A 14255-nucleotide genomic window follows, 5' to 3' on the forward strand; every position below is an offset into this window, starting at 1 on the left:
TGCAGCCCTTTTTGTTTCGTTCTAAAAGCAAAAACCTGTACAATGCCTAGCGAATTTTAACAAGAGAAAACATAATGAGATTAGATAAATTTATTGCTGAAAATACGGGATTAACGCGTTCTCAGGCAACAAAAGCGATCCGCCAAAGTGCGGTAAAAATTAATGGTGAAATTGTCAAAAGTGGTTCGGTTCAAATTTCACAAGAAGACGAAATTTATTTTGAAGATGAATTATTAACTTGGGTAGAAGAAGGCCAGTATTTTATGTTGCATAAGCCACAAGGCTGTGTTTGTTCTAATGATGACGGCGACTATCCAACAATTTATCAATTTTTCGATTACCCTTTGGCCGGGAAATTACATAGCGCGGGTCGCTTAGATGTGGATACGACAGGTCTTGTATTGCTTACCGATGATGGACAATGGTCACATCGCATCACTTCGCCAAAACATCATTGTGAAAAAACCTATTTGGTGACATTAGCTGATCCCGTAGAAGAAAATTATGCGGCGGCTTGTGCGGAAGGCATTTTATTACGCGGAGAAAAAGAACCCACTAAACCAGCGAAATTAGAAATTTTAGATGATTACAATGTGAATCTGACGATTTCTGAAGGTCGCTATCATCAAGTAAAACGTATGTTTGCCGCACTTGGGAATAAAGTCGTTGGATTACATCGCTGGAAAATTGGTGATGTCGTGTTGGATGAATCCTTAGAAGAAGGCGAATACCGCCCATTGACTCAAAGTGAAATCGAAAGTTTGGTGAAATAAGATGAGTCAACAAAAATCTACTTTTATCTTTATTCTTACACTCGGTATTCTCTCCATGCTACCGCCTTTTGGCGTAGATATGTATTTGCCGTCTTTCTTAGAAATTGCGAAAGATCTCGGCGTGAGTCCAGAACAAGTACAACACACGCTCACCTCTTTTGCTTATGGCATGGCGTTTGGTCAGCTTTTCTGGGGGCCTTTTGGTGATAGTTTTGGACGAAAACCGATCATTTTGCTCGGTGTCATTGTAGGCGCGCTCACAGCTTTAGTACTCACCGAAATAAATTCAGTCGGAAATTTCACCGCACTTCGTTTTGTGCAAGGTTTCTTTGGTGCCGCACCTGTTGTACTTTCTGGCGCATTATTGCGTGATTTATTTAGTAAAGATCAACTATCCAAAGTGATGTCCACCATCACGTTAGTATTTATGCTTGCACCTTTAGTTGCGCCAATCATTGGTGGTTATATCGTTAAATTTTTCCACTGGCACGCGATTTTTTACGTTATTTCGCTTGTGGGATTATTAGCCGCAGCATTAGTCTTTTTCATCATTCCAGAAACCCATAAAAAAGAAAATCGTATTCCTCTGCGCTTAAATATTATTGCTCGCAATTTCCTTCTACTTTGGAAGCAAAAAGAAGTGCTCGGCTACATGTTTGCCGCCTCTTTTGGATTTGGTGGGTTGTTTGCTTTTGTTACTGCAGGATCAATTGTCTATATCGGCATTTATGGAGTTCCCGTTGATCAGTTCGGTTACTTCTTCATGATGAATATCGTTACGATGATCTTTGCCTCCTTTTTGAATAGCCGATTTGTCACTAAAGTGGGCGCAGAAACAATGTTACGGATAGCCCTCACAATTCAATTCCTTTCTGGAATGTGGCTAATTTTAACCGCACTTTTAGATCTCGGATTTTGGCCAATGGCAATTGGCGTTGCCTTTTTCGTCGGTCCAAACCCTGTGATTTCCTCAAATGCAATGGCATCAGCTTTAGAAAGATGTCCTCAAATGGCGGGAACTGCAAATTCTTTGATTGGCAGCGTACGTTTTGCAGTGGGCGCAATTATGGGAAGTTTAGTCGCGTCAATGAAAATGGATACTGCCGCACCAATGCTCTTTACTATGGGGGCATGTGTTGCGATTTCCGTATTGGCGTATTACTTTCTAACCAGCCGAAATCTTAAAAAATCTATGGGTAAATAGCTCACAATTCATCATAGTTCCCTCAATGTTAGTGAGGGAACATTAATTTCTAACGTTTTGAGCCTAAATAAATCGCAAATAAAGTGAGCAATGCACCAAGCCATTGACAAAGATTAATCACTTTATCCAAATAGAAATAATCAATCAACAATGCAGCTACTGGCTCCGTGAGTAACAATAATCCTGTAACACTTAGCGAAAGCAAAGGGATTGAATAAGCAATCATGCCCCAAGCAATGCACTGCATTACTACACCGTAAATGACGACTAATCCCCAATCCTGCCATGTTGTTGGATAAAGATTGTTTGAATTGAAAATTAAAGAGGGGATAAATAGCGCTAAGGCACCACTCAAACTGATCATTAACATCAACGGAAATAATGCCATTGGCTCTTCTTGATGAACTTTTTTCACCATCACCATAGAACCAGCCAACATTACCGCTGAAATTAAACCAATCACAATGCCATAAATTCCGTTAATATTATGCTGTAATTCTTCGACAGAAATTAACGCTACGCCAAGCACGGCTAAAAACAAGCTGAGTATTTGTAGTTTGCTTTGACGTTCGGCAAAAAAGACAAAACCAATGGCAGCTAAACAAAAAATTTGCAAGCTATTTAATAAGGTTGAAATGCCTGGACCTACGGCATAAATACTTTCATGCCAAAAGGCAAGATCAAACGCTAAGAATACCCCGGAAAGTGCGGCGAAAAATAAGGCTTTTTTACTTTTGGGAAAAGGTTGGCGTTTTAGTTTCATTAAAAAATAGAAAATGCCCGATGCAATTAATAATCGCCAAAAAGCAATTGCATAAGCACCGACAGGCACAAACTTAACAATCAAGCTACCTAAGCCAAATAAAATACAGCCTACCACCAACATCAAAGAGGCAATATTATTTTGCTTTTCCATTAAGCGAAGACCATCCATAACGGCAAGCAAACCGCAATAAATAATAGGATAAATAAACTATTGGCAGATAATTTCCACTTTTGGAAACTATGCAGAATCAGAATAGCCGCAATCACAAAATGGCAAATAAAATAAATGATGTAAGCGAAAATACTGTCAGAATTAACCGCACTTTCCATGCCATTTAAAAGTAAAAATAAGAACATTGCTAAAGCATTTAAGGCCAGCAATATAATCATGGATAAGGGCAACAATGCAATAAAACCTTGTAAACGATTTCGTGCAATAACAAGCGCAAGATTTGCCAAAATCACGCCAGATAAAATCTGCGCAAACGGGTTATATTCCGCAAAATCGCTTGCAGGAAGCACGGTAAAAATCATTAAATAACTCAAGCAACCTAAACCCGCAATTAATGCAGCCATCAATAAAAAACTGTTACGGATTTTTTCAGTTTTTGGTTGTTTCCAAATAAAATACACGACAGAAAGACCACATACGCTCATCACGTTAGTAAGCGTGTGATTATTCTGTAATAGGCTTATCAGCAACCACACCGCCCAATAAATAGCAAAAGTCAGATTCACTTTGATTAAACGACCACGTTGTCCTGGGCAAATTTCGCCGCGATAAAACACCAACAACGAAATTAGCTGCGCAACCAACACGCCTACACCTAAATGAGGCATTGTTTGCTTTTCAGGTTGCAAAGAAAAAATAAATAGATCGATGCCAAGCACCATTGAGATCGATAATACCGCAAGCAATGCCGCGATATATTTAGAAGATTGTTCTGACATAATTTTGACGTCTGAAAAAATAATGCGCCATTATGCTAAAAATTCATTAAATTTTAAAGTAGAATGAAACCAATTATAACCGCACTTAGGTACATGAATGTTACTTAGTATTTTATATATCATCGGTATCACCGCTGAAGGAATGACTGGTGCACTTGCGGCTGGTCGTGAAAAAATGGATATTTTTGGCGTGATAATTATCGCATCCGTTACTGCCATTGGTGGCGGCTCTGTGCGTGATGTACTACTCGGACATTACCCTCTCGGCTGGGTTAAGCATCCAGAATATTTTTTAATGGTGGCAAGTGCAGCGGTGATTACCGTATATGTCGCGCCATTCATCAATCATTTTATGCGCTATTTCCGCACTATTTTCTTGGTGCTCGATGCGATGGGTTTAGTGGTGTATTCCATTATTGGTGCACAAATTGCAATGGATATGGGACATAGCCTCACCATTGTAAGTATTGCAGGCTGTATTACAGGTGCCTTTGGCGGGGTTCTACGCGATATGCTATGCAATCGAATTCCTCTCGTGTTCCAAAAAGAACTTTACGCCAGCATTGCGCTATTTGCCACACTGACTTATTACGCATTAAGCACACTTCAAGTAGAACATACACTTGCCGTGTTACTCACACTTATTAGCAGCTTTACTTTACGCCTTTTAGCTATTCATTTCGAATGGGGGTTACCAGTGTTTAATTACCAAGAACTCACATCGGAAGAACAAGATAAGCTGCCAAATAAAAAGAAATAAATACAATAAAGGAAATAACTATGTTAGAACAAATGGGTAAACAAGCCAAAGATGCGGCATTTATCTTGGCTCAACTCACCACTGCTGAAAAAAATCGTGCATTATCCATTATTGCAGAACAACTCGAACAACAAGCACCGCTTATCTTAGCTGAAAACGCAAAAGATATTGAACTTGCTAAACAAAATGGATTATCAGATTCTTTGATTGATCGCCTACTGCTCACGCAAGAACGTTTGCAAGGCATTGCTAATGATGTACGCCACGTTATTTCTCTTGCAGATCCTGTGGGAAAAATCATAGACGGCGGTACATTGGATAGCGGACTTAAAATCGAACGCGTACGCACTCCGCTCGGTGTTATTGGCACAATTTATGAAGCTCGCCCAAATGTGACCATTGATGTGGCAAGTCTTTGCCTTAAAACGGGTAATGCAGTGATTTTACGCGGCGGTAAAGAAACACAGTTTTCTAACAAGATTTTAATTAAAGTTGTACAAAATGCTTTGGAGCAAGCTGGCTTACCAAAATTTGCAGTGCAAGCCATTACCGATCCAAATCGTGAACTCGTTATGCAATTATTAAAACTAGATCGCTATGTGGATATGATTATTCCTCGTGGTGGTGCGGGTTTACATGAATTGTGTAAACAACATTCGACTATTCCTGTTATTGTAGGTGGCGTGGGTGTTTGCCATACTTTCGTTGAAGAAAGTGCGGATCAAAATAAAGCGATTTTTGTTATTGATAACGCCAAAACACAACGCCCAAGCACCTGTAACACATTAGAGACATTGTTAGTTCAACATTCTATTGCTGAAGAATTTTTACCCAAACTCGTCTCTCACCTCGCATCCAAAAATGTAAAATATCATGCAAAATCCACCGCACTTAATATATTGAAACAAGCGGGTGCGAATGTCCGCGAAGTGACTGAAAAAGAATTACGCGAAGAATGGGGATCATTGGATTTGAATGTCGTTGTTGTAGAAGATATTCATGCCGCTATTGAGCATATTCGCCAATATGGTACACAACATTCTGAAAGTATTTTAACTTCCTCACAAAACCTCGCACGTCAATTTATCAATCGGGTCGATGCTGCTGCCGTTTATGTGAATGCAAGCACACGATTTACTGATGGCGGACAATTTGGATTAGGTGCAGAAGTTGCCGTGAGTACCCAAAAACTTCACGCTCGTGGCCCAATGGGATTAGAAGCATTAACAAGTTATAAATGGGTTTGTGAGGGGGACTATACTGTACGTGGATAATGCGTTCTGAATAAATAAAGATCAAGCTATAGCTAAACTGGACGAATACTCTCTACGTCTAGTTTAGCATCAAACTCTTTCTGTAAAAGTAGAATTTTATTGTCTTGTTGAAGTGCGGCTCTCGCTTGCTCCCGTAAGGTTTGATAAATATTACGGCGATATTCCATCGGCGTGGTGACAGAGCTGTCATCAATGTTAATTTTTACATGAATAGCCTTGCCTTGAAGTTTACTCAATGCTTCAGTTAAATGCTTGATACTTCTCTCTTGGCGTAGATGGGATTTTTCTGAATGTAATCCAAGATTGATTTCATCATCAGTTTTACTTTGCAAGAAACAATTTAACGCTAATTCTTTGCTAAATCCGGTTACCCCTGAACGTTCCACTATATCAGCCCACTCATCTTGTTGTTGAGTTTGGGTAATGATTTTTAAACGTAATTCAGGCGTAATATCTTTCAAAATAGCCTGTTTTATATCGGAAGGACGAACGCCTGTATCGGCTTTAGCAAGCTCTGGATTACTCCATTCCCAACGATAAGTCTCTGCATCTAAAATCTCCCGTTCTTCCTGCATTATTTCGGCATTATCCTCCATAGAATTTTCAACAATAGCTACGTCTTTAGCCATACTAGCTATTTGAGGAGAAAAAGAGGAAAGTTTTTCATTTTTTAATTTTGGTGCAGACATTTCGCGCACAGGAAGTGCGGTCATTTTTTTATTCGATTTTTCTTCGTCTAGTTCTTGGATGTGATGTAAAGTCTCACTTACTGCAGCTAATGATTCGGCTTTGTGTTCTTGACGTTCTTGGTTTTCGAGTTGTGTTAAATGTTCAAGCGCATCTAAAGCTGAAAAACTTGCCAAATTTGGAATGCCTGTTTTATTTGATTTTGCTTGAGAATAAGCTGATTTGATACTTTGCGACAGTACTGGCACATTGACATAATTACCTGCATTTTCAACCGCACTTGGAGTTGATGGCGGTGGAATAATTGTAGTGTTAGCCTTTTGTACTGCCGTAAGGAACTTTGGGTGGAATGCCAATGCCCTCAATAATGTCATTTCTGTGCCAATTCGACGGTTTGGCGCATTTGATAAGTCTTTTCTACCAGAAACAATCACTTGATAAAAAAACTGAACATCTTCTGGAGAGATATGTTTGGCTAAAAATGAAAAATGTTCATTGTCATCTGAAGATTTTTGTGGAAGAAGTTGCATGAGTGCAATTTGATGTAATTTTTCTGCACATTCACCAAGTAATTTATCCCAATCACCTGCCGCATCTGCAACTTTTTGCAGTGTTCGCATTAATAGTTCACCATTACCCTGGTGTAAAGCGTACAAAATGTCAATAGAACAGTTATCATCAAGCAACCCTAACATATTGCTTACAACATTATTCGTAACTTGTCGGTCACCCATAGCAATGGCTTGATCGGTTAAACTTAAGCTATCACGAATACTTCCTTGCGCCGCTTTTGCAAGTTTAATTAATGCAGGCTCTTCAAAAGGAATATTTTCTTGCGTCAGAATATGGGCAAGATGCTGGGAGATTTGGGTTTCATCTAATGCTTTGAGATGAAATTGTAAACATCGAGAAAGAATAGTTACAGGTAATTTTTGTGGATCCGTTGTCGCAAGTAAGAATTTTACATATTCTGGTGGTTCTTCCAACGTCTTGAGCAATGCATTAAATGAATGACGAGATAGCATATGGACTTCATCGATTAAGTAAACCTTAAATCTTCCGACAACAGGTTTATATTGCACGTTATCCAATAATTCGCGCGTGTCTTCAACTTTTGTGCGTGATGCCGCATCAATTTCGATTAAATCAATGAAATTGCCTTGCTCAATCGCTTTACAATTTTCACATTCACCGCAGGGTGTTGCGGTTACACCATGTACGCAATTTAATCCTTTTGCAAATAATCGGGCAATAGAGGTTTTCCCTACACCACGGGTGCCTGAAAAGAGGTAAGAGTGATGTAGTCGATTATCTTTTAATCCATTTGCTAATGCCGTGATAATGTGTTCTTGCCCAACGACATCAGCAAATGTTTTTGGTCGCCACTTTCTGGCTAAGACTTGATAGCTCATCGAATCCTTAATTAATGACCTTCAAAATTGACGAGTGTATAGCAATCAATACCCAAATTATTTAAGCGTTTTTCGCCACCTAATTCAGGTAAATTAATCACAAATGCAGCGTGTTTTACCACTCCACCTAAACGTTGCACTAATTTTACCGTTGCTTCAACGGTGCCACCTGTTGCTAATAAATCATCAATGATTAAAACATTATCACCTTCTGAAATTGCATCAACGTGCATTTCCAAAGTATCTTGACCATATTCTAATTGATAAGATTGAGAAATGGTTTCACGTGGTAATTTTTTAGGTTTACGTACTAATTCGAAAGGTAAACCTAGTGCTAAGGCAACGGGTGCGCCAAAAATAAAACCACGAGATTCAGTTCCAAGCACTTTGGTGATTCCTTTGTCGCGATATTGTTCCACAATAAGATCAACCGTTGCTTTAAAAGCTGCTGGAACTTCTAAAAGGCTGGTAATGTCACGAAAGATAATCCCTTCTTTTGGATAGTTAGGAATTGATTTGATAGAAGATTTTATTAAATCAAGTTGTGTAGTCATAAATATTGCTCACAAAGTGCGGTTAAGAAAATAAATATTTTTGGATAGGCATTCTATCATAAAAACGCAAAAAATATGCGTCACACCAAAATTTCATACAACCAAAGTTGAATTTAAATAAAGTATAACGCATATCTGTATTTAACGTTTTTATAAAAACTAAATTTCCAATAATAATCTTGTTGGGTCTTCCAATAATTCTTTAATCGTTACCAAGAAACCAACAGATTCACGGCCATCAATTAAGCGATGATCGTAAGATAAAGCAAGGTACATCATCGGACGAATCACAACTTGACCATTAAGCGCAATAGGACGTTCTTTAATTGCATGCATTCCTAAAATCGCACTTTGTGGTGGATTAATAATTGGAGTGGACATAAGAGAACCAAATACACCGCCATTTGTGATAGTAAAATTACCCCCAGTAAGATCTTCTACAGTCAATTTGCCATCACGACCTTTTTCAGCTAATGCTTTAATTTGTTTTTCGATCTCTGCCATACTGAGCTTATCGCAATCGCGAAGCACTGGGGTGACTAATCCACGTGGAGTGGAAACCGCAATACTAATATCAAAATAGTTATGGTAAACAACATCATCACCATCAATAGAAGCATTAACCTCAGGATAACGTTTTAATGCTTCCACAACCGCTTTGATATAAAAAGACATAAATCCTAAACGAACACCATGCTGTTTTTCAAATTTTTCGCCGTAGGTTTTACGCAAAGTCATTATCGGCTGCATATCCACTTCATTGAAAGTAGTAAGCATTGCTGTACTATTTTTGGCTTCAAGTAAACGTTCAGCAATACGTTTACGCAAACGGGTCATTGGCACACGTTTTTCAGAACGTGCACTATAAGCTACCGTACTAATTGTATTTTGCTCAGTGGCAACTTCTTGTTTCGCTTGCAGTGCTTGTCGTTTTGCGATTTCACGTTCAATATCTTCACGTGTTAAACGACCGCCAACACCCGAACCTTGAATTTGATCTGCTTGTAAATCATGTTCTGCCAATAAACGGCGAATCGCAGGGCCTTGATCCGCATTATGATTATGACTATTTTCAATCGCTGCATGTTGACGATCAGATGGTGTAGGTTCATTCGTTGCTTTTAACGTCGCGGAACTGACATCCCCTTCTTGAGCCGTAGAAATTTTTCCTAGCAGCTGTTTACTCACCACAGTTTCGCCCTCAGCTTGAACAACTTCTGCCAGTACACCATCAGAAAGTGCGGGTACTTCTAGCACGACTTTATCCGTTTCAATTTCTACAATAACTTCATCACGTTTCACAGTATCGCCTACTTTTTTATGCCAAGTAGCAACGGTTGCATCCGCAACTGATTCAGGTAGGTCTGGAACAAGAATTTCAATAGTCATTTTATTTTCCTTATCTCTTAAAGTGCAACTTATTGCACAGAATTACTCTTTTACTTTTTATCCACGATGCAACAAGTACACCTGTAAATTTATAAAAATATCTTAATTTTTAACCGCACTTTATAGGGTTAACGCATCTTCCACTAACTGCTTTTGCTGTTTAGTGTGAAGCGACATATAACCCACAGCAGGTGAAGCCGAAGCTGGACGCCCTGCATATTTGAGTTTAACGGATTCTGGAATTGCTGATTCAAAATTATGTTTGCTGCAATACCAAGCCCCTTGGTTAAGAGGTTCTTCTTGGCACCATACATAATCAGTCACGTGCGCATAAGGCTCAAGCGCTTTCTTCACATCCTCATGCGGGAATGGATAAAGTTGCTCGATGCGAATAATCGCCACATCTTTTTGATTATTGGCACGACGTTGTTCAAGTAAATCGTAATAAACTTTACCTGAACACATTACCACACGTTTTACATCTTTAGGAGCAAGCTCGTCAATTTCTCCAATTACCGTTTGGAAAGCCCCATTAATCAACTCATCTAAACTGGATACAGCCAATGGATGGCGTAGCAGAGATTTTGGAGAAATGGCAATCAATGGACGGCGCATTTTACGTAACGACTGACGGCGCAACATGTGATACACCTGTGCTGGCGTTGATGGCACGCAGACTTGCATATTTTGTTCAGCACAAAGTTGCAAATAACGTTCAAGACGTGCGGAAGAATGTTCTGGGCCTTGTCCCTCATAGCCATGAGGCAATAACATAACTAAACCACACATTCTGCCCCATTTTTGTTCGCCGGAGCTAATAAATTGGTCGATAACAATTTGTGCACCATTAGCAAAATCGCCAAATTGAGCTTCCCAAATGGTTAAAGTTTTTGGATCCGTTGTTGCATAGCCATATTCAAAAGCAAGTACGGACTCTTCTGAAAGTACAGAATCCCATACTTCAAAACGACCTTGGTTAGCATGTAGATGTGTCAATGGTACATACCCCGTACCATCATTTTGATTATGCACCACGGCATGACGATGGAAAAAGGTTCCGCGCCCTGCATCTTCACCTGATAAACGGACATTAACACCTTCATCAAGTAAGGTTGCATAAGCCATGGTTTCAGCCATCCCCCAGTCGAGCAATTTTTCGCCTTGATACATTGCTTTACGATCATTATAGATTTTTTCTACACGAGGATGCGCACGTAAACTTTCTGGATATTCACACACACGTTTAGCAAGCGTTAAAAAACGTTCCTGTGAAAACTTGCTTTCATACGGCGCTGTCCAATCATAGTTGAGATATTGCAACCAATCCATTTTTGCCGTATCCATTTCTCGCCATTCAGATACGACTCGATCACCATTATCTAGCGCATCGCGGTAATCATTCGCCATCTCGGTGACTTGTTCTTCAGTCATCACGCCTTCTGCAACTAAGCGATCTGCATAAACTTTACGAGGTGTAGGATGCTTTTTGATGATGCTATACATCATTGGCTGAGTAGCTAATGGTTCATCAGCTTCGTTATGACCATGACGACGGTAAGAAATCAAATCAATAAAAATATCTCGTTTGAATAAATTACGATATTCCACCGCCATACGCGCAGCAAAAGCAACTGCTTCAGGATCATCACCATTAACGTGAATAATCGGCGCTTGAATCATTTTCGCGATATCGGTGCAATACTCTGTGGAACGCGTGTCATTCGGGTTAGATGTCGTAAAGCCAATTTGGTTATTAATCACGATACGAATGGTACCGCCCACACTATAACCACGAGCATTTGACATATTCAATGTTTCTTGAACAACGCCTTGCCCTGCTACAGCTGAATCACCATGTACTGTAATCGCTAAAACTTGACTACGCGTTGTATCATTAATGCGAGTCTGTTTTGAACGTACAGAACCCACCACTACTGGGCTTACAATTTCCAAATGAGATGGATTAAATGCCAAAGTTAAGTGAACTCGCTTATCATCCACTGCAAAATCAGAAGAAAAACCTTGATGGTATTTCACATCTCCCGTACGTTCACTCGAATGTTTACCTGCAAATTCATCAAATAAATCCTCTGGCTTTTTACCTAATACATTCACGAGCATATTCAAACGCCCACGATGTGCCATTCCCATTACCACATCATTTACGCCTTGGCGACTAGCATGACGGATAATTTCTTTCATCAATGGAATAAACGCATCACTTCCTTCTAAGGAAAAGCGTTTCGCCCCTGGGAATTTTGCACCTAGATAGCGCTCTAAACCATCTGCGGCGGTAAGTTCACAAAGAAAATTAACACGTTCTTCAGATGTAAAAAGCGGTTTATCTAACACACTTTCCATTTTGCTCTGAAGCCAAGTTTTCTGTGCCATATCTTGCACATGCATAAACTCTAAGCCAATTGAGCCGCAATAGGTCTCTTTCAACATTTGAGCTAACTCACCAAGCTTAATGGTATCGCGTTTGTAAACGTAATGATTAATATTGAAGGTTTCGTTGAGATCTTGTTCGGTAAAACCGTGATGACGATAATCTAATTCAGGGACGGAAGATACTTTCCAACGATAATAATTGAGGGGATCTAAATTAGCCTCTAAATGGCCACGAAAACGATAGGCATTGATAAATTGTAGAATTTTAACCAATTTTGCACCAGCAGCAGGATCTATCACTGTCACCGCTTCATTATGATTTTCTCGTGCTAAGCGACGAAAATAATCTCGCACTGGTGTATGGGGCTGTTCAAGTGCGGTCATTTTGGGTAAAGAATCAAAAGTGGTTCGCCAACTTTCCTCCACCGACTGCGGATCACTCAAATAGCTTTCATAAAGTTCTTCTATATAAGATTGATTTGCACCGCCTAATGCTGTGCTAGCTAACCAATCATCAAATGCCTTGTTTTGCTGCATAATTACCTCTTAATTATCAGTGATGTCTCACTTCTTTTTTTCATTATACATAGGATTTCATTAGAAATAATCCCCAAAATCGAAATTGTTATAGATTTATTAGCCAATTCAAATATTTAGTCTAGTAGATTTCTATAAAATACTCATATAACGAAAAAGGCGGGAAAATCCGCCTTTTATAATTTAGTCTAGTAATATCTGTTTAAAAACTTAAGAATGGTGCTATTTTTTCAATGGTGGTTGAACCTAAACCATCAATTTTTGACAGTTCTGCCATATCTTTAATTTTGCCAACCTTATTACGATAGTCGATGATTGCTTGCGCTTTTTTCTCACCGATACCAGAAAGCTGTTGTAATGTTTTAGCATCCGCTTTGTTAATATCGATCTTAGATGAATCGGCAACAGACTTAACTTTATCTTTTGCACTATTCATTTTTTCTGCTGCTTTTCCTTTCGTCTCTTTAACTTTCTCCGCGGCTTTGTGTTTTAAAGCGTTGTGGCTATCTTCGGATGAAGAATCTTTTAATGATTTTGCTTTATCTTTTACTGAATCAATTTTTTCTTTCTCTACAGCCATTTTTTCTTTCATAGAAGAAACGCCTTCAGTCGCTTTTTCCTTTGTTGAAGAAACTTTTTCTAAAACATTTCCTTTCTCAGCTGACGCAAAATCTTTTACTGATTTCACATTTTCTGACACGGTTGTTTTAACATTATCTTTCGCCACATCTTTTAATGTAGCCAATGGATTTTCATTTGCTAATGCAGAACCTGAAATAGCAAGGGTAAGTGCAGTAACACTTAAAAGAGATTTTAAAGATTTCATATAAACTCCTATTATAAAATTTGCCAGAGGTATGCTTAAGACTCCCCCTCGGACAATTAGTTCAAAATACCATAAAAAAATTCACCGCACTTTTAACGATTTAAAAATGGGTTTGTCTGTTTTTCTCGGCCAATGGTTGTATAAGGCCCATGCCCAGCAATAATAATAAGATCGTCATTCAACGGTAATAGTTTTGTTCGAATTGAAGAAATCAATGTTTCATAATCACCACGAGGGAAATCAGTACGACCAATTCCTCCTTGAAATAATACATCGCCTGTAAACGCCACCTTTTTCTCATGTTCAATAAAACCGATATGTCCAGGTGTGTGCCCTGGTAAATGTAAAATCTCGAAATTAAAGCCATCTAATTTTAAAATTTCGCCTTCTTGATTAAACCAACGATCAGGTAAAAAGGCTTCAATATTTGGTAAACCAAAGCGTTGTGCTTGTTCTGGCAAACTCTCAAATAAAAATTTATCTTCTTCATGAGAGCCCCAAATTTCGACGCCAAAATGTTGTTTCAACTGCATGGCTGCGCCAACATGATCTAAATGACCATGGGTAAGTAAAATCACTTTGAGATTTAAATCCTGTTCTTCAATACGTTGAATTAAGCGTTCGGCTTCGCCACCTGGGTCAATAATTGATGCATTTTTCTCGTCATCCCAAATCAAAGAACAGTTTTGTTGAAATGCGGTGACTGGGATAATTTCGATATTCATGTTTGCT

General features: G+C 39.0%; 12 protein-coding genes. 4 read left to right on the plus strand and 8 right to left on the minus strand.

The features are described from left to right. Positions 1 to 74: 74 nt before the first annotated feature. Both rsuA and KP710_RS01975 read left to right on the plus strand, forming a co-directional pair. Positions 75 to 773: a 16S rRNA pseudouridine(516) synthase RsuA gene (gene rsuA, locus KP710_RS01970; RefSeq protein WP_005642146.1), complete on the plus strand. Its 699-nt coding sequence runs from the start codon at positions 75 to 77 to the stop codon at positions 771 to 773. A 1-nt stretch (position 774) separates the two neighbouring features. Beyond that, complete coding sequence (locus KP710_RS01975; RefSeq protein ID WP_111407273.1) at positions 775 to 1977, plus strand: Bcr/CflA family multidrug efflux MFS transporter; 1203 nt, start codon at positions 775 to 777, stop codon at positions 1975 to 1977. 49 nt (positions 1978 to 2026) lie between these two features. On the opposite strand, the gene KP710_RS01980 is transcribed toward KP710_RS01975, so the two are convergent. Together KP710_RS01980 and KP710_RS01985 are read right to left on the minus strand one after the other, a co-directional pair. Further along, entirely contained in the window at positions 2027 to 2911 is an 885-nt protein-coding gene (locus tag KP710_RS01980) for a DMT family transporter (RefSeq protein WP_373554064.1), read from the minus strand. Then, a complete protein-coding gene (locus KP710_RS01985) occupies positions 2893 to 3693 on the minus strand; it encodes an HI_1241 family integral membrane domain (protein ID WP_065264657.1) in 801 nt (266 codons plus the stop codon). The genes KP710_RS01980 and KP710_RS01985 overlap by 19 nt, the downstream gene beginning before the upstream one ends. A 97-nt stretch (positions 3694 to 3790) precedes the next feature. Between KP710_RS01985 and KP710_RS01990 the strand changes: the two genes are divergently transcribed. Next, entirely contained in the window at positions 3791 to 4453 is a 663-nt protein-coding gene (locus KP710_RS01990; protein WP_005634779.1) for a trimeric intracellular cation channel family protein, read from the plus strand. 20 nt (positions 4454 to 4473) lie between these two features. Continuing rightward, on the plus strand, positions 4474 to 5727 hold the full coding sequence (gene proA / locus KP710_RS01995; protein WP_065264655.1) for a glutamate-5-semialdehyde dehydrogenase: 1254 nt from the start codon (positions 4474 to 4476) through the stop codon (positions 5725 to 5727). Between the two features lie 32 nt (positions 5728 to 5759). Here proA and dnaX read toward each other — a convergent pair whose 3' ends face one another. From dnaX to KP710_RS02025, 6 genes are all read right to left on the minus strand, one after another. Continuing rightward, entirely contained in the window at positions 5760 to 7826 is a 2067-nt protein-coding gene (dnaX, locus tag KP710_RS02000) for a DNA polymerase III subunit gamma/tau (RefSeq protein ID WP_111407272.1), read from the minus strand. A gap of 11 nt (positions 7827 to 7837) precedes the next feature. After that, entirely contained in the window at positions 7838 to 8380 is a 543-nt protein-coding gene (gene apt / locus KP710_RS02005; protein ID WP_065264653.1) for an adenine phosphoribosyltransferase, read from the minus strand. Positions 8381 to 8539: 159 nt separating this feature from the next. After that, the gene (odhB, locus tag KP710_RS02010; RefSeq protein WP_111407271.1) at positions 8540 to 9769 is read right to left on the minus strand and encodes a 2-oxoglutarate dehydrogenase complex dihydrolipoyllysine-residue succinyltransferase; all 1230 of its coding nucleotides are present in this window, start codon (positions 9767 to 9769) and stop codon (positions 8540 to 8542) included. 120 nt (positions 9770 to 9889) lie between these two features. Then, the gene (gene sucA, locus KP710_RS02015; protein WP_215770873.1) at positions 9890 to 12697 is read right to left on the minus strand and encodes a 2-oxoglutarate dehydrogenase E1 component; all 2808 of its coding nucleotides are present in this window, start codon (positions 12695 to 12697) and stop codon (positions 9890 to 9892) included. A 202-nt stretch (positions 12698 to 12899) separates the two neighbouring features. Continuing rightward, the gene (locus KP710_RS02020) at positions 12900 to 13523 is read right to left on the minus strand and encodes a ComEA family DNA-binding protein (RefSeq protein WP_215770874.1); all 624 of its coding nucleotides are present in this window, start codon (positions 13521 to 13523) and stop codon (positions 12900 to 12902) included. A 92-nt stretch (positions 13524 to 13615) separates the two neighbouring features. Continuing rightward, a complete protein-coding gene (locus KP710_RS02025) occupies positions 13616 to 14248 on the minus strand; it encodes an MBL fold metallo-hydrolase (RefSeq protein WP_215770875.1) in 633 nt (210 codons plus the stop codon). Between the last annotated feature and the right edge of the window lie 7 nt (positions 14249 to 14255).

The organism is Haemophilus sp. SZY H35, assembly GCF_018829705.1.
Classification (GTDB): Bacteria; Pseudomonadota; Gammaproteobacteria; order Enterobacterales; family Pasteurellaceae; genus Haemophilus; species Haemophilus haemolyticus_K.

What these genes read in the sequence shown, in the direction of transcription:
- odhB (WP_111407271.1), bottom strand. Translation starts at nt 9,769, where the DNA reads ATGACTATTGAAATTCTTGTTCCAGACCTACCTGAATCAGTTGCGGAT.
- KP710_RS01975 (WP_111407273.1), top strand. Translation starts at nt 775, where the DNA reads ATGAGTCAACAAAAATCTACTTTTATCTTTATTCTTACACTCGGTATT.
- sucA (WP_215770873.1), bottom strand. Translation starts at nt 12,697, where the DNA reads ATGCAGCAAAACAAGGCATTTGATGATTGGTTAGCTAGCACAGCATTA.
- rsuA (WP_005642146.1), top strand. Translation starts at nt 75, where the DNA reads ATGAGATTAGATAAATTTATTGCTGAAAATACGGGATTAACGCGTTCT.
- dnaX (WP_111407272.1), bottom strand. Translation starts at nt 7,826, where the DNA reads ATGAGCTATCAAGTCTTAGCCAGAAAGTGGCGACCAAAAACATTTGCT.
- KP710_RS01985 (WP_065264657.1), bottom strand. Translation starts at nt 3,693, where the DNA reads ATGTCAGAACAATCTTCTAAATATATCGCGGCATTGCTTGCGGTATTA.
- proA (WP_065264655.1), top strand. Translation starts at nt 4,474, where the DNA reads ATGTTAGAACAAATGGGTAAACAAGCCAAAGATGCGGCATTTATCTTG.
- KP710_RS02025 (WP_215770875.1), bottom strand. Translation starts at nt 14,248, where the DNA reads ATGAATATCGAAATTATCCCAGTCACCGCATTTCAACAAAACTGTTCT.
- KP710_RS01990 (WP_005634779.1), top strand. Translation starts at nt 3,791, where the DNA reads ATGTTACTTAGTATTTTATATATCATCGGTATCACCGCTGAAGGAATG.
- apt (WP_065264653.1), bottom strand. Translation starts at nt 8,380, where the DNA reads ATGACTACACAACTTGATTTAATAAAATCTTCTATCAAATCAATTCCT.
- KP710_RS02020 (WP_215770874.1), bottom strand. Translation starts at nt 13,523, where the DNA reads ATGAAATCTTTAAAATCTCTTTTAAGTGTTACTGCACTTACCCTTGCT.
- KP710_RS01980 (WP_373554064.1), bottom strand. Translation starts at nt 2,911, where the DNA reads ATGGATGGTCTTCGCTTAATGGAAAAGCAAAATAATATTGCCTCTTTG.